Raw genomic sequence first — 16,376 nt, forward strand, 5'->3', positions numbered from 1 at the left:
ACATTTTATTAGTGCAAGCTAATTTCGAAATTGGACAAGTAACAGTGGCAAAGCAAATCCAAGCAATTCGCGGAATGAACGATATTCTGCCTACTCAAAGCCCAATTTGGCAAAAAGTCGAAGCGGTGCTTCGCTCATCAGTAAGCGCATTTGGTTACAGCGAAATCCGCACGCCTATCGTTGAAAGTACCGATCTTTTCAAGCGTTCTATTGGTGAAGTGACCGATATTGTTGAAAAAGAAATGTACACTTTTGAAGACCGTAACGGCGACAGTTTAACACTGCGCCCAGAAGGCACGGCTTCAACAGTGCGCGCTGGCAACGAACACGGTTTACTGTACAACCAAGAACAGCGCCTATGGTACATGGGCCCAATGTTCCGCCATGAGCGCCCTCAAAAAGGCCGTTACCGTCAATTCCACCAATTTGGTGTTGAAGTGTACGGTATTGGCAGTGCTGACATTGATGCTGAAGTATTAATGTTATCTGCCCGTTTATGGGAGCAGCTTGGCATTAAAGATCATGTCGCGCTTGAATTAAACACGCTAGGTGATCCAGCCGAACGAGCTGCTTATCGTGATGCCTTGATTGCTTTTTTAGAGCAGCATAAAGATAAGTTAGACGAAGACAGTCAACGCCGTATGTATTCAAATCCATTACGAGTACTCGACAGTAAAGATGCACAAGTGCAGGCTATTTTAGCTGATGCACCCGCGTTAATGGACTACCTGGGCGAAGACACAAAAACACATTTTTCAACTTTATGTGAACTCTTAGACGCCGTTGGCATCCAATACACCATCAATCCGCGCTTAGTGCGTGGTTTAGATTACTACAACCGCACGGTATTTGAGTGGGTAACCACGAGCTTAGGTTCACAAGGTACTGTGTTGGCGGGTGGTCGTTATGACGGTTTAGTCGGACAGCTGGGCGGAAAAGATACGCCTGCAGTGGGTTTTGCGATGGGATTAGAGCGCATTGTATTGTTGCTTGAAACCTTAGAACTAACCAACGACATTGCCGCTGAAGTTGATGTATATGTCACAGCGATGGGCGATAATTGCTTAGTTGAAGCCATTAAAGTTGCGGCAGAGTTGCGTCAACAGCTACCAACGCTTAAAGTCATGAGTCATTGCGGTGGTGGCAACTTTAAAAAGCAGATGAAGCGCGCAGATAAAAGCGGCGCTCAATATGCGTTAATTATTGGCGAAAACGAAATTGCTAATAATCAAGTTGCTATTAAACCATTACGAAACAACAACGAACAACAATTAGTCGCCCGTACTGAACTGGTGACAAAAATTGCAGAACTGATTTAAAAGGGGAAGTGCACGTGGAAATTTATAGCACAGAAGAACAACAAGTAGATGCTATCAAGCAGTTCTGGAAAGATTACGGTACCTCAATTGCAGTAGGTGCAGTGGTTGGTCTTGGTGGTCTATACGGTTGGAATACTTATTCAGAGATGAAAGTAGAGTCTGCCGAGCAAGCTTCTGAGACATTTCAAGCTATCGCTGAGCAATCAACTAATCCAGCGGCGTTTTTAACCCAAGCAGAAGCCTTTACCGCGGATCATGACCAAGCAGGTTATCAAGCTCTACTTGAGTTAATGGTAGCAAAAGCGGCAATTGATGCGGGCGATTTAGCGAAAGCGGAAACCGCATTAACTAAAGTGATTGCGGCGCAACCTGGCTCAGGCTTAGGCATGGTAGCAACCATCCGTTTAGCACGTGTACAAGCTGAACAAGATAACTTAGGTGTGGCATTAGCGACACTGGAGCAAGTCACTGACGAAGCGTTTGCTTCGCAGCGTGAAGAATTAAAAGGCGACTTTTTAGTGCGTCAAGGTGATTTGGATAAAGCCAAGTTAGCTTATCAAGCAGCGGTTGATAATGGCGGTGCGTTAGCCAGCCCAGCGCTGACAATGAAACTAGACAACCTAAACAAGGCATAAGGAATTTAGCCAATGAAGTCGTGGTGTAGAAATCTACTTGCCGTTGGGCTAAGTGTTGCTTTTTTATCAGCGTGTTCTTCAAGTGATGTTGAAGAAGAACCTGTCAGTGAATTAGTTGATATTCAAGCAACTGTGTTTCCAGAAATCAGTTGGGACACTAGTGTAGGCGAAGGCGTAGGTGATTATTACTCGCAGCTTCGTCCTACCGTGCGTTATGGCAAATTATTTGTCGCTGATCGCAGTGGTATTGTTGTTGCTTTTGATGAAGTCACTGGTGAAGAGTTATGGTCGCAAAACTTTAACGAAGAATTTGAGCAGAAACTTAAAACTAAAACCAATGGTATTCGTTTAGCTGCGGGTGTTACTGCCGCACGTAAAAAAGTGTTTGTAGGTGGCGAGACCGGTTTGTTAGTTGCATTAGATGAAGCAACGGGCGAAGTATTATGGTCTGCTCAAGCAAACGGCGAATTACTGTCAGCACCAACGGTGGCTGAAGACGTTGTGGCAGTCAATACTGCTAAAGGCGCGTTTGAAGGTTTTAATGTTGATTCTGGCGAGAAGCTTTGGACATACGAAAGCCAACTGCCAAACTTAACATTACGTGGTACCTCTTCAGCAGCTTATGAAGCAGGTGGATTCTTTGTTGGTACCGCTGACGGTAAAGTGGCTGTTGTGGTAAAAAATAACGGTCAAGCCGCCTGGGAACAAGCCGTTTTCAGTCCAAGTGGTGGTAACGAGTTTACTCGTATGGCTGATGTGGACATGACTCCGTTAATTCTTGGCGAAAACTTATATGTTGCTAGTTACAATGGCAACCTAGTGTCAATGGAATTACGTAGCGGCCGTATTATTTGGTCGCGCAAATATTCAAGTTTCAATGAACTAGCCGAAGCGGGTTTGAGCTTATACCTTGTTGACGATCATAGCCGTATTTACTCAGTCGACCGCCGTAATGGTTTAGAGCTTTGGAGTAATTCAACCCTTAAAAATCGCGAATTAACGGCAGCTGCGGTTGTTGAAGGTTATTTAGTGGTTGGCGACTTAGAAGGCTATTTACATTTCATCGACCGCAGTAGTGGCGATGTTGTAGGTCGTATTCAAGTTGACAGTGACGGTTTATATGCTCAACCACTCGTGGTTGACGACAAAATCTATGTTCAGGGTCGCAGTGGTAAAGTTGCCATTGTTACCTTGAGCAAAGAAGAAATGAAAGTTGAAGAAGATACCGACGCGAGTGCAGAATAAGTCCTAGGACCATTTCTGTATTAATTAAGGTATAATGTCTTCACTAGAGCCCCTGGAAGTGTTCCGGGGGCTTTTTATTGAAAAGTTTTTTAGAGGCAAAATCATGATCCCTGTAGTGGCCCTTGTGGGGCGACCAAACGTCGGTAAATCGACATTATTTAATCGTCTTACACGTACTCGTGATGCGTTAGTAGCGGATTTTCCTGGCTTAACACGTGACCGTAAATATGGCCGTGCTTTTTTAGCGGGTTACGAGTTTATCGTTGTTGATACCGGCGGTATTGATGGCACCGAAGAAGGGATCGAAACAAAAATGGCTGAACAGTCATTAGCGGCGATCGAAGAAGCGGATGTCGTGTTATTTATGACCGACGCCCGCGCCGGTTTAACCGCTGCCGATTTAGCCATTGCCCAGCATTTACGTAGCCGTGACAAAGTGACTTTTGTGGTTGCTAACAAAGTTGACGGTATCGATGCCGATTCAGCCTGTGGTGAGTTTTGGTCATTAGGTTTAGGTGAAGTTTACCAAATGGCTGCCGCACAAGGCCGTGGCGTAACAAACATGATCGACTACGCGCTAACTCCTTACGCTGAGGCCATGGGCATTGTCCGTGAACTTGACGAAGAAGGTGAGCAGGTTGAGCGTGAATACACCGAAGAAGAAGCAGAAGCCGAACAAACTCGTTTACAGAACCTGCCAATTAAGCTGGCCATCATTGGTAAGCCAAACGTAGGCAAGTCAACGCTGATTAACCGTATTTTAGGTGAAGAACGTGTTGTGGTATATGACGAGCCAGGCACGACTCGCGACAGTATTTATATTCCGATGTCGCGCGAAGGTCGTGAATACGTTCTGATTGACACTGCAGGTGTTCGCCGTCGCAGTAAAGTACATCAAGTTATCGAGAAATTCTCGGTAATTAAAACCTTAAAAGCGGTTGAAGACGCTAACGTTGTGTTGTTAGTGATTGACGCGCGTGAAGGGATTGCGGAGCAAGATTTAGGGTTACTGGGTTTTGCTTTAAACGCTGGCCGTGCACTCGTGATTGCCGTCAATAAGTGGGACGGTATTGATCAGTCTGTTAAAGACCGTGTTAAAAGTGAATTAGATCGCCGTTTAGGTTTTATCGATTTTGCGCGTATTCATTTTATTTCTGCGTTACACGGTACCGGTGTTGGCCATTTGTATGAGTCAATTGAAGAAGCTTACGACAGTGCTACGCGCCGTGTGAGCACTTCGATGTTGACGCGTATTATGCAAATGTCGCAAGAAGATCACCAACCACCATTGGTTAACGGTCGTCGTGTGAAGCTTAAATATGCTCATGCCGGTGGTTATAACCCACCAATTGTTGTGGTTCACGGTAACCAGGTCAGCAAGCTGCCCGATTCATACAAGCGTTATATGATGAACTACTTCCGTCGTTCATTAAAAGTGGTTGGTACGCCAATCCAATTGCGTTTCCATGAAGGTGCTAACCCGTTTGAAGGCAGAACTGAAAAGTTAACCTTAGGACAAGAGCGTCGTCGTAAGCGTGCAATGACACATATTCGTGACCGTAAAAAATAACGGTAATAGATAACAAAAGCCTGACTTGTTCAGGCTTTTTTTTTTGTTGCTGGCATATTAATAGGGAAATACATGCAACAAGCTATAATGGCTTACCACCAAGATGAAGAGTGTCATTGGGTTGCGCAGTTAATATGTGGTCATTTTCAGCACGTTCGTCATAATCCACCCTGGACTGTCCGCGAATGGGTTACTACCGATCTTGGGCGTCAGCAACATTTAGGTATGCTGCTTAGCTGTAAAAAATGTGACCGTGAAGAAGCTGTAGATGCTATTTGAGAGTATTCGTTTTCGATTGTCTAGCGCTCAATAGATAGCCGGCAATATACAGGCAGATAACACTGTCCATTACCATGGATAACCAAAAGCCATTAGTAAAAGGTTGGCTTGAATAGCCTATAACTAAACTGACAAAAAATAATTTTTCAATTAATGCCACCCAAAACACTGGGATAATCCAGTCATTACGTAATATCGCAATTAAAAAGCTGCACCCCATCATCAACACTAAGAAGCCCCAATGCTGGATAAATATCGTGTCGCTGACAATATAGGGTAATTGGTTTAACTGCCCCAAAGCCCATTGAGGCGCAATAGTGTAAAGCCCACCTAGCGATGTACCCAAGCCGGCAATGAATAATGCAAGCGTTTGGGTTCGTTTAAAAAACTCAGTCATGAGAAAGTCCTATTTATAAATCGTTTTTATGCAGCGCCGACATCAGCTTGTAGCTCATTAGATCTTATTGCACTTAATAGAATTGGTATAATACCAATTCCATTAATTATGTGACCAATCAGAGTCACTCAGGTTGTTCAGTTTGAGGCGCATTGTTGAAATAATGGTTATTCCCTTCTAAGGCAATGCAACAAAGAAATGAACGGTCTGAGTGCCTCCTGCAAGGCGGGTTTCTGTGCCTTCTATGCTGCTTAATAGCATTTTGACGTACGACTGCATGGATGCAGGAGGTAGAGCAACGCAGGAGCAGTTGCCGAGAGCAACTATGCCTACAATTCTATTATTTGCCTAGAAGGCACAGAACTCCCGCTGAATGACCAGATAATTAATAGAATTGGTATAAAACCATAAACCGTAAGTGATTGTTAAGGTTATAACGTAATAATGGCGTTGTTATCTTAATCTATCGAGGTTTATATGCGTACTCAAGTTCATTTTCCGTTACTCCATCGTCTGTTGCATTGGGGATTAGCCTTGACCATGATGGTGATGTTACTCACTGTGTTGTTACGCTTAGGGTGGATGGAAAAAAATCATATGGCGGCGGTGATTACACAGGGCTTAGCCAAAATTGATGTGCTGATCACCGACAAGCAAGCCGTTAGCATTGCAAAAGGGATCCGTGGTGTGATGTTTAAATGGCATATTTACTTTGGCTATGCGGTAAGCGTATTTGTTGTTGCTCGTTTTGCATACATGGTTAAATTTGGCCTGCATTATCCATCGGCATTCAGTGCTCAGGCTACCACGAAGCAAAAATTTCAAGCATGGGTGTATTGGTTATTCTATGCCGGCGTCGCCATGTCAGTGAGCACTGGGTTATTACTTGAATTTGGCCCTGAGGCCATAGAGCAACAAGTCGAAACCATTCACAAACTCGCATTGTGGTATTTTATCCCGTTTATCAGTTTGCATTTGGCGGGTATTTTGCTGGCAGAAGCCGGTCATGATAAAGGTGTAGTCTCTAAAATGATTGGTGGTTAATCAATCTGATGTGATGGTCTGCTCCCATTGCTTCTCCCATTGCTGCATCGATGTGCCTGATTGAAGTGGTGACAAACAATCAAAATGGCAGAAGACCAACATGATGATTTCAACAATAGGGTTAGAGAGGTTAAATAGCTCAAGACATAACCTCTTGAGCTATTTCTGTGAGTGCAGTTTATTGCTTAAGTAAACCTTAAGATTGGTCATCTAGTGTGTTATTCATCTAGTCATTAGGCGAAAATATAATGCCAAAGAAGTTATTTTCACTCTCCTCAAACATCACCGCGACTTTACTGAGCCTTGCACTTGGTATCAGTACCGCGGTAATTGCAGCTCCTTCATTAGATCACACTGTGTTAGATGCTAAAGCTCAACCCGTTAGCCTACAGCAATATGCTGGTAAAGTGGTATACGTCGATTTTTGGGCGTCATGGTGTGGGCCGTGTCGTAAGTCATTTCCCTGGATGAATGCCATGCAGGCTAAATATCAGCAACAGGGATTAGAGGTTGTGGCCATTAACCTTGATGTTGACACTGCATTAGCTCATGAGTTTTTATCTAAAATACCTGCCACATTTAATCTGACGTTTAATCCTGAAGGTGATGTTGCCAAAGCATTTGATTTACAAGGAATGCCCAGCAGCTTTTTGTTTAATCGCCAAGGCGAATTAGTGCAAACGCATATGGGCTTTTTTGAAGAGAACATTTCTGCCTACGAGCAAGAAATCCAAACATTATTACAGGAGTAAACTCATGACTAACGTGTTTAAACCCTTTTGCAAAACGGTCGTGGCGTTAGCCATTGCCAGCAGTCTTGTGGGATGCTCAAGCTTAGGTGTTCAGCCTTGGGAAAAAGATCAATTTGCCCGTAAAGACATGGCATTAAACAGCGAGAAACTCGATTTATCTTTAGATGATCATATTTATTTCAGTAAAGAAGGTACCAGCGGTGGTCGTTCATTGGCGGGCGGAGGTTGTGGATGCAACTAACATCAAAACAGAGCATTGCCAGTGCCTTAGCCATTGCTAGTTGTAGCTTAATTGGCCAAGCCAATGCCGTCGAAACTGTACCAGCTAATGATGACTGGAAAGTGGACGCTGCCATTATGTATTACGGCGAGCAAGAGCGTGTACAAGCTGTAGAGGCCATTGGTAATGTGCAAAAAGCGTTTGGAGACACCTCGTTACTAGACATGAAAGTGGTAGTCGACAGTTTAACGGGCTCATCTGCATCGGGCGCTGTGGCTCAAGGTGAAAGCCAAACGTTTACACGTCCATCTGGTAAAGGCGAGTACACCGTTGGCGCAGGTGATACTCCACTTGATGATACTTTCCACGATACGCGAGTGCAGTTAAGTGCTAACTGGCAAGAAGTGTTTAATCAAGATTGGACAGGTAACGTCGGCGTATATGGCTCAAATGAGTTTGACTACTTATCGATGGGATTAAACGCTGGCCTTGAACGTAGCTTTAATAAAAACAATACCACCCTGGCGTTATCGGGTGCTTTTACACAAGATGTGGTCGATCCTGTAGGAGGCCGCCCTGTTGCCTTTAGTGAGATGGTTTATCGGGCTAACTACAACAGTGACGCAGAGTACCAAGCGGCGTTTGATCAAACTCGTTTAAGTGGCGATGATACCAAGCAAACATCGGATGTCATGTTGGGTGTCACTCAAATTCTTAATCGCAATTGGTTAATGCAAGCAAACTATGGTCTGTCTAGTGTGTCTGGCTATATGAACGACCCGTATAAAATTTTGAGTGAAGTTGATAGCAATGGGATTACTCAAGGGTATCGCTACGAGAATAGACCGGATTCACGTTTAAAGCACAGCGTGTATGTGATGACAAAAGGTGCATTAGATTCTGGCGTGGTTGATTTTTCTTATCGCTATAGTACCGATGATTGGGACATTACCTCGCACACTTTGGAAACGCATTATCGCTATTACTTTAGTCCGAGTTTTTATGGGCAGTTACACTTGCGTTATTACCAACAACAAGCGGCTGAGTTCTATCAACCTTTCTTAATGGCCGGCGATACCCTACCAGACTATGCCAGCGCCGATTATCGCATTGGCGATATGACAGCTTATACCATCGGGCTTAAGTTTGGGCAGCGTTTATCTGGCGGGCATGAGATGACTTATCGTCTTGAGTATTATCAGCAAAATCCTGAAAACAACGGCACTGACATTCCGGGGCAGTTACAAAACTATGATTTGTTCCCATCAGTAAAAGCGATTGTTGCTCAAGTGAGTTATTCGTTTTAATGTGGGTCTAATGTAATCAGAGTCATAGGCCATTATTGCATGAGCAATAATGGCCTAATGTTATAAACCGAGAGTCTTATGGTCGCTAGTTTGTCAAATTCACATGTAAGTAATATCAGCTTACAGCCGCGTAAATGGGGTTTTTTAGGCTCATTTAAGGCAATGGCAAGTCCTTGTGAAGTGCTGATGGCCGTTAATGATGAGCACGTAGCCATGCAAATGCTACAGATGGCTTACCAGGAGGCTAAACGGATTGAGCAAAAGTTCAGCCGTTTTATTGAAGACAATCTCATTTGGCAGATAAATCATGCTCACGGTACTGCGATACCTGTTGATGCTGAGACCTTGCATTTATTGCATTTTGCCCAGCAATGTTATCAATTGAGTGACGGTGCATTTGATATCAGTGCGTGCCCACTTATGGTGTTGTGGCGTTTTGATGGCCAGCAACAAATCCCTCATCAACATGATATTAAGCAAACCTTACAACATGTCGGCTTAAACAATATCACTATCACGCAAACCCATATTCATATGCCAGTCGGGATGAGTATCGATTTTGGTGGTATCGGTAAAGAGTATGCGGTAGACAAAGCGGCTCAAATGATTGCTCAGCGCTGGCCTCATCATTCAGTGCTGGTTAATTTTGGCGGTGATATTGCCTGTCCGATCACCAAAAGCGATGGCTGGCAGGTGGGAATTGAAAACCCGCAAAAATTAGATAATGCCGCAGCACTCTTAACCATTCGTCAAGGTGCGCTAGCCACCAGCGGTACAACTCGCCGTTATATTGAGGTGGATGGAAAACGTTATGGCCACATTATTAATCCCACAACGGGTTATCCTATTGAGCAGGCGCCTTTGTCTGTCACCGTGCTTGCACCTAATTGTGTGATGGCGGGAATGTTAGCCACCATGGCGATGTTAAAAGGATCAGAGGCTGAAGCCTTTTTACAGCAACAAGGTGTCGACTTTAAGGTATTTCGAGGGTAAAAAATATGCGTGTATTACTGATTGAAGATAATAAATTACTCGCCCAAGGCGTGGTAATGAGTTTGGCTAAGGAAGGCATTCAAGTTGATCATTTATCATCGTTTAAGCAGGCGCAAGTGGCACTCAACAACGAAGATTTTAGCGCGATTATTCTAGATTTAGGCTTACCCGATGGCGATGGTGCCGAGTTGTTAAAACAATGGCGCCGAAGTGGTGTATCTTTACCTATTATCGTGCTCACAGCGAATACTGACTTTGATACTCGCTTGGCTTGTTTAGATATAGGTGCAGATGATTACCTCAGTAAACCTTTTGATGTTAGAGAATTAATCGCGCGGCTGCGAGCCATTATTCGACGCCAGCATGGTTTAGACAATAACCAATTTAGCTACGGCGCACTCGACATAGATTTTACTCGTTGTGAAGTGCATTTTCGGGATGAATTAGTGTCATTGTCACGCCGTGAGTATCAGTTAATACTGGAGTTTGCTCAATCAGCAGGACGGGTATTAACCCGCAGTCAACTCGAACAATTAACTTATGGTTGGGACGAGGTCGGCAGTAATTCGATTGAGGTGCACATACATCATTTACGAAAAAAAATGGCCACTGAATTAATTAAAACGGTACGGGGCATCGGCTATATCTTGACTGAGACGCTGTAGGGTGGTGCTATCGACTATCGACTATCGACTATCGACTATCGACTATCGACTATCGACTATCGACTATCGACTATCGACAACGGAAGTACATAAGTGATTAGTCAACCTTCGTGACGATTTTTAAAGGATGTTATGTTCTCATTACGATTATTATTCAGCGTGTTAATGCTACTTGGCATTGTACTTACAGTCTCGTTTTCGAGTGTATTAAGTTCTCGCGATGCCATGCATGAAGTTGAAGAGCTATTTGATGCGCAAATGGTGCAAACGGCAAAAATGCTTGAGCAGTTTTATGTTAATCAACTCACGGAAAAACAGCTTACCCAGTTGGTGACACGACCTATATTATTTCATGTTGATGATTCCAATATCGAAACCTTTGCCGAAAAAGCCAACCCGATATCTCTATCTTATGAACACAAACTGTCTTTTCAACTCTTGTCGACTACCGGGCAATTACTCGCCTATTCAGACAGTTCTGGTGAGCAAACGTTAACGCAGTTCACTCAAGGTTATGATACGCGCAACATCAATGGCAATTTATGGCATGTGTACAGTTATTTTTCAGCGGCTCATCAAGTGTGGATTGTTACGGCACAACGGCATGATGTGCGCCAGGAATTAGTGTCGTTAATTGTGAGTAATACCTGGCGAACGCCATTGATTATTACTCCCATCATGATGTTTTTTATGTTGTTATTAACCTACTTTCTGTTTAAACCGCTTAAGTTATTAGAGCGTCATTTAGATAAGCGACCCGCTCAAGATCTCACGCCAATGAACTTCACATTGCCAACGGAGTTAGCGTCAATGCAAAAAGCGCTTAACAGTTATTTGTTGCGCATTGCCGATACCATAGTGCGTGAACGTCGATTTAGTGCTGATGCCGCTCACGAGCTTAAAACCCCATTAGCGATTATTAAGTTACACAGCGATGGCTTAAATGATGTGTTGTCAGCTCAGCATCAAGATGTTCAGCAAATGACATTGCCTTACATTGATGCCATAGGCGAAGGGGTGAATAGGATAAATCATACGGTTGAGCAGTTGCTGCTGTTATCGCGAGTTGATGCCATTGAAGCGCTTAATCGTTCTGACTGTAACCTACAAAATAGTATTGATAATGTGGTCAATCAGCTCTTACATGTGATAGTCGATTACGAATGGCATATTGATATTCCCGCTGGAATGACCATTAACGCAGACCCATTTTATCTTGAATTAGTATTAAAAAATATTATTGAGAACGCTTGTAAATACAGCCCTGTAGAGTCGCTCATTACGATTCGAGCGACTGCCCGTGGTGCGCAAACGTTGATAGAGGTAATCGATCAAGGACGTGGCATGTCTAAAGATGAAATCAGCTTAGCGAAAAACCGCTTTTATCGTGTGGATGAAAATACCTCGCAAGGAGCAGGGCTAGGCTTATCCATTTGCCAGCATATTATTAGTTTACATCACGGCGAGTTACATTTTACTCAAGTTGAGCCACACGGTCTCAAGGTCAGTATTATCGTGTAGCCTACATTTTGAATGTCATTGAAACATTGAATACAAAAAAAGATGAGCTGCATATAGCAACTCATCTTTTTCGTTTTATTACTGTCTTTCTCGTGATGGTTTAATGTCTCGTGAATGACTCGATTGGCGTGCTGAGTTGTCACGTTGTTGACTCATTGCTCGCGACGCTTGTTGTGGCTCACTTCGGCGCTGCGTCTTAACCTCTTGTTGTTGGCTGCGCATCGGTTTAGCTTGTGGTTCACGAACCTTTTCTACTCGGGTATTACGCTGTGCTTGTTGTACTTGCTGAGCCCGTGGTTGGTTAATAGAATTAGCCACAGATTTAACGTCATTTCTCGCCTTGGTATTGACTACGTCACGTTGGCGGCTCACCGGTTCTCTGTCGCGGCCGTAAGTTGATTTCATTGGCTCACTGTTACGTTCAAACGACTTAGGTTGACGTTGCTGGCTAAGTTCACGTTTTAGCTGCGCGCTTCTATGTTCAACAGGTTCACTGCGTTTGTCTTGTTTCACATTTTGGTTAATGTGCTTACGTTGCTCGCTCACCTTAATTGAATCATTTCGCGACGTAACACGGCGCGGCTCATTAGCGAGTTGACGCTTTGGCTCGTGCGAGTAACTCACTGGCTTATTTCGTTTTTCATAGTGACCGTTGTAGCGTTTGCTGATCACCTGGCTGCGATAAGCCACACCTTTACGGTGCTTAGGTTTGTGCTGCCAATGTTGTGCACCATGGCTGTAGCTTATTCTGCGTGGTGTGTAGTAGCGGTAGTTTTTATGTACAGGTACGGCTATTACACGGCGGTCATGCCAATGGAAACCACTGAAGAAAAAGTTAAAGCTAATGCGTACACCGCTGTCCCAAAAAATGGCATGATGGTTAGGGCGATAGTTGACATAGGCTGGCGCATGCCAATATACCGGTGGGTAACGGTTCCAGCGCCAATTGCCATACACAATACGGCTGTCGTAATACGGTACATAGACAATTTCTGGACGCACAGACTCAATAATAATGCGGCGTTCAACACGCGAAACCTTTACCTGTTCAAGATCTGCCAGGTTATTGGCTTCGTCAGCTTGTTGTCTCAATGCCTGAATGGTGTCGAGCATTCGGCCTTCGTCTTGCAAAAAGGCATCGCCAAGGTTTTGCGTCCAAACCAAATCATTATTTAAACGCTCGAGCACATTAGGAAAAGCCACTAACGCTTTAACGCTTGGGTCCCAATCTTGAGACTCGACTTCTGCCATAATTTGATTGGTGTCGCGATTACCTTGATTGGCTAACCAGCGCTTAGCTTGCACAATCTCAAGCGGGTAGGTTGAGGCAATCAAAATATGGGTTAATAAACTGTCTGGATATAGCGCAATAGGCGCGAGCATTTGCGCAAGTTCAGCGTCACTCACCACATCATCAGCTGCATTGTATGAATATGATTCAGTTGGCTGCGCGGCTTGCACACTTGCTAATGGCATACAAACCAAGGCTAACGCCAGTAGCGCTTTAGCGGGTGTTTGAATGGCTTTTTTCATGTTATCTCCAGTGTCATTGATGACTGTTATGTTCATCATAGCGAGCTGAAGATGAACATAAGCTGAAAGTTAACTAAAGGGTATAAAAGAGGGCGATGATTTTTATCTAGGCTGCAGCACTTTATTAATGAGTAAATTCAAACTCAAATTTGGCACCGCCTAAAGACGCCGACTCTGTAACGGTTAATGTGCCGTGATAGCTGTCAACCAAGTCGCGCACAATAGCGAGGCCGATGCCGTGACCTTGTTCGTAAGTGTCGGCGCGCATACCACGTTCAAATATTTGCTGTTGCTTGTCTTTAGGCACTCCAGCACCATCATCTTCAATACTGATCAGTAAGCTATTGGCTAATTGCTTAACGCTCAATAACACATGGCTATTGGCTGCTTTGCAGGCATTGTCTAATACGTTACCGAGCATTTCAGTTAAGTCAGACTCATCACCTTTAAAGCGGGCGTCAGCATCACCATGATAATCAATGCTCAAGGCTTGATGTTGGTATATTTTCCCCAAGGTGCGCACCAAACGAGTGGCAATATCATCAACACTCACACCAAGATGCCACCCCGTTCCTGCAGCGCTTTGCGCCCGCTTTAACTGATACGCCACAATTTGATTAATGCGATTAATCTGTTCAAGCGAGGTGTCATTTAAATTGGCCTGGGTTTGCATTACGGCGAGTGGTGTTTTTAAACTATGAGCTAAATCGGCCAGGGCGTTACGGTAACGTTTACGCTGATTTTGTTCTGTTTGCAGTAAGGTATTGAGCTGCTTTGCTACCTTTTGCAGTTCAATGGGATATTGGGTGCTGAGTTGCATCGACTTACCTTGCTCTACAGCACTGAGTTCCTGGCTGAATTTGCCTAAGGGTTTGAGGGTCCATAATAACCAACTTAATTGCACGCTAAATAACAGCGCCATTAATATCAATAACCAGGTCCACAATGTTTTTGAAAACTGGCTAATTTGTTGTTGGTATTCTTGCTGGTTTTTAATGATGTGCAGCGTCATGGTAAAAGGCTGTTCGCTGGTGGCAAAGCTGACACTGAAACTGTAAATCAATTGCGGTTTATCGTTAATGAGAATGCTGGCGTAACTGTTTCGACCCGTTGCAGGTTTTGGTAAGTTAATCGGTGTGTTTAAGCCTAAAAACGAATTTGAGGTCCACAGTAATTGATTGTCTTTGGTGGTGATCAGAGCATAGAGACCAGAGCCAATGACATTGAATTGGTTTTCGAGCAGGTGCTCAGGCATAAGTAATTCATCATTTTCCACTTCGGCCATGGCTAATACGGAATAAACATAGGCTTTTAACTGATTTTTTGCCGCCACGTTAATTTGGGTTTCAAAGGCGTTGTTCACGGTAATGCCAATAATGGGCAGCAATACTAAAATAAGCAGTAATGCACTGACCACAATGCGGACTTTAAGCGAGCCCAATAACTTATTCATGCTGCCCTAATTGGCGTAAACGATAACCCTGGCCGCGCAGTGTTTCAATGAGCTGATATTGATTGTCAGGGTCGAGCTTTTTACGCAAGCGACGAATAAACACTTCGATAACGTTGGAGTCTAAATCAAAATCTTGATCGTAAATATGTTCAATCAAACTGCTTTTAGAATGCACCGAACCGGGATGCAGCATAAGGTATTCAAATAACTTGTATTCCGAACCACTTAAATTAACCACCTGCTGATGCATTTTAATTTCAAGGCTACGAGTATTAATACTAAAAGGCCCATTTTGAATGACTGGGCTGGCTTTACCTGCAGAGCGGCGGATTAAAGCATTAATTCTTGCGACTAACTCTTCAAGCTGAAACGGCTTACTTAAATAGTCATCTGCACCGGCATCAAGGCCGATCACTTTGTCTTGCCAGCTATCACGGGCGGTTAAAATGATAATGGGGTAACTGATATTTTGCTCGCGCAATTGGCTAATGAGCGACAGTCCATCGAGTTTGGGTAACCCGACATCAATAATCGCCACATCGTACTGGTATTCCTGGGCCTGAAATAACCCTTCTTCGCCATCTGAGGCGACATCGACCGTGTATTGAGCTTCAATAAGGTATTGCTTAATATTTGCTTGCAGGGCTAAGTCATCTTCGACCAGTAATAATCTCATGAGTTAGTTCCTTGATACTGAACCATTAGTGGCGTCGACAGACACATAAAATATGACGCCATCGTTGGTGAGGAGTTTCACGCGATAACCAGGATGACCATTTACACTGCTAGATTGTACTTTTAACACTTTGCCTGAATAGCTACGCTTGGCAATTTGTATGGCTTGCTGGGCACTGGTGACCACAAGGTTATTGCCTTGACGGTTATCTTTAGGGCCAGGTACAAGTGCAAAGGGGGCGGCAGAATTTAATGATAAAACAAGCGAAGCGCCAGCAAAGCTGGGTGATGAAATCACTAACATTAAGCCTAAAAGAGTGGCTTTGAGCTTGAACATACGCTGCATAGTGTTAATCCTATTTACCTCATTGTTCTTAGGGGCTGTTGATCTTTCAAGGTTGTTTTTGCAGCGAATTGTTGGCCATTATTCACATTTACAACTGCGCGGCAGAGACTTAGAGGTGTAGTTATTCTACATAAAAAGTCGATAACGCAGTAAAAATGGCCAACAAACGCTGCCCGAAGGGTTCGGCTAAAAACGTTTTACTCTTTGTTGAATGCATCTTTGCGAATAAATGGTTGCTTAGATGACTAGGCATCAATCCATTCGCCTCGATTAAAACGTTTTTAACTCGAACAAAATTCAACCAACAAAGATCAACAGACCCTAGTGTAAAAGATCCTTTTCTATATAGAAACATCTACTTAAAAAATTGCGCTAGCAGTTGATGTTAATACGTGTTGTTGGGCAAGTATACCGATATGCAG

At 43.8% G+C, this 16,376-nt stretch carries 17 protein-coding genes; 12 read left to right on the forward strand and 5 right to left on the reverse strand.

What is annotated here, in order from left to right:
• Positions 1 to 44: 44 nt before the first annotated feature.
• The 5 genes from hisS to GQA99_RS10045 all read left to right on the forward strand — a co-directional run bounded on the left by hisS (position 45) and on the right by GQA99_RS10045 (position 5,048).
• A complete protein-coding gene (gene hisS / locus GQA99_RS10025) occupies positions 45 to 1,319 on the forward strand; it encodes a histidine--tRNA ligase (protein ID WP_160053748.1) in 1,275 nt (424 codons plus the stop codon).
• 14 nt (positions 1,320 to 1,333) lie between these two features.
• A complete protein-coding gene (locus GQA99_RS10030) occupies positions 1,334 to 1,954 on the forward strand; it encodes a tetratricopeptide repeat protein (RefSeq protein WP_160053749.1) in 621 nt (206 codons plus the stop codon).
• Positions 1,955 to 1,966: 12 nt separating this feature from the next.
• Positions 1,967 to 3,199: an outer membrane protein assembly factor BamB gene (gene bamB, locus GQA99_RS10035; RefSeq protein WP_160053750.1), complete on the forward strand. Its 1,233-nt coding sequence runs from the start codon at positions 1,967 to 1,969 to the stop codon at positions 3,197 to 3,199.
• 103 nt (positions 3,200 to 3,302) lie between these two features.
• Positions 3,303 to 4,769: a ribosome biogenesis GTPase Der gene (gene der, locus GQA99_RS10040; RefSeq protein WP_160053751.1), complete on the forward strand. Its 1,467-nt coding sequence runs from the start codon at positions 3,303 to 3,305 to the stop codon at positions 4,767 to 4,769.
• Between the two features lie 72 nt (positions 4,770 to 4,841).
• On the forward strand, positions 4,842 to 5,048 hold the full coding sequence (locus tag GQA99_RS10045; protein ID WP_160053752.1) for a DUF3565 domain-containing protein: 207 nt from the start codon (positions 4,842 to 4,844) through the stop codon (positions 5,046 to 5,048).
• Here GQA99_RS10045 and GQA99_RS10050 read toward each other — a convergent pair.
• On the reverse strand, positions 5,041 to 5,445 hold the full coding sequence (locus GQA99_RS10050) for a hypothetical protein (protein ID WP_160053753.1): 405 nt from the start codon (positions 5,443 to 5,445) through the stop codon (positions 5,041 to 5,043). The two genes, GQA99_RS10045 and GQA99_RS10050, sit on opposite strands and share 8 nt — an antisense overlap.
• A 477-nt stretch (positions 5,446 to 5,922) precedes the next feature.
• On the opposite strand from GQA99_RS10050, the gene GQA99_RS10055 reads away from it, so the two are divergent.
• The 7 genes from GQA99_RS10055 (at position 5,923) to GQA99_RS10085 (ending at position 11,947) form a co-directional block, all read left to right on the forward strand.
• A complete protein-coding gene (locus GQA99_RS10055; RefSeq protein ID WP_160053754.1) occupies positions 5,923 to 6,489 on the forward strand; it encodes a cytochrome b/b6 domain-containing protein in 567 nt (188 codons plus the stop codon).
• 248 nt (positions 6,490 to 6,737) lie between these two features.
• Entirely contained in the window at positions 6,738 to 7,241 is a 504-nt protein-coding gene (locus GQA99_RS10060; RefSeq protein WP_160053755.1) for a TlpA family protein disulfide reductase, read from the forward strand.
• A 4-nt stretch (positions 7,242 to 7,245) separates the two neighbouring features.
• Positions 7,246 to 7,482, forward strand: coding sequence for a DUF4266 domain-containing protein (locus GQA99_RS10065; protein ID WP_160053756.1), 237 nt, complete (start codon positions 7,246 to 7,248; stop codon positions 7,480 to 7,482).
• On the forward strand, positions 7,473 to 8,768 hold the full coding sequence (locus GQA99_RS10070) for a DUF3570 domain-containing protein (protein WP_160053757.1): 1,296 nt from the start codon (positions 7,473 to 7,475) through the stop codon (positions 8,766 to 8,768). Before GQA99_RS10065 ends, GQA99_RS10070 begins: the two co-directional genes overlap by 10 nt.
• A 78-nt stretch (positions 8,769 to 8,846) precedes the next feature.
• Positions 8,847 to 9,761: an FAD:protein FMN transferase gene (locus tag GQA99_RS10075; RefSeq protein WP_373291417.1), complete on the forward strand. Its 915-nt coding sequence runs from the start codon at positions 8,847 to 8,849 to the stop codon at positions 9,759 to 9,761.
• Positions 9,762 to 9,766: 5 nt separating this feature from the next.
• Positions 9,767 to 10,426, forward strand: coding sequence for a response regulator (locus GQA99_RS10080; protein ID WP_160053758.1), 660 nt, complete (start codon positions 9,767 to 9,769; stop codon positions 10,424 to 10,426).
• A gap of 132 nt (positions 10,427 to 10,558) precedes the next feature.
• A complete protein-coding gene (locus GQA99_RS10085; RefSeq protein WP_160053759.1) occupies positions 10,559 to 11,947 on the forward strand; it encodes an ATP-binding protein in 1,389 nt (462 codons plus the stop codon).
• Between the two features lie 78 nt (positions 11,948 to 12,025).
• On the opposite strand, the gene GQA99_RS10090 is transcribed toward GQA99_RS10085, so the two are convergent.
• From GQA99_RS10090 to GQA99_RS10105, 4 genes are all read right to left on the reverse strand, one after another.
• On the reverse strand, positions 12,026 to 13,480 hold the full coding sequence (locus GQA99_RS10090) for a DUF3300 domain-containing protein (protein WP_160053760.1): 1,455 nt from the start codon (positions 13,478 to 13,480) through the stop codon (positions 12,026 to 12,028).
• A gap of 124 nt (positions 13,481 to 13,604) precedes the next feature.
• Complete coding sequence (locus tag GQA99_RS10095; protein WP_160053761.1) at positions 13,605 to 14,933, reverse strand: ATP-binding protein; 1,329 nt, start codon at positions 14,931 to 14,933, stop codon at positions 13,605 to 13,607.
• A complete protein-coding gene (locus GQA99_RS10100) occupies positions 14,926 to 15,609 on the reverse strand; it encodes a response regulator transcription factor (RefSeq protein WP_160053762.1) in 684 nt (227 codons plus the stop codon). The genes GQA99_RS10095 and GQA99_RS10100 overlap by 8 nt, the downstream gene beginning before the upstream one ends.
• 3 nt (positions 15,610 to 15,612) lie before the next feature.
• A complete protein-coding gene (locus GQA99_RS10105; RefSeq protein ID WP_229785853.1) occupies positions 15,613 to 15,954 on the reverse strand; it encodes a PepSY domain-containing protein in 342 nt (113 codons plus the stop codon).
• Between the last annotated feature and the right edge of the window lie 422 nt (positions 15,955 to 16,376).

It is taken from the genome of Shewanella litoralis (genome assembly GCF_009828585.1).
Lineage (GTDB): Bacteria > Pseudomonadota > Gammaproteobacteria > Enterobacterales > Shewanellaceae > Shewanella > Shewanella litoralis.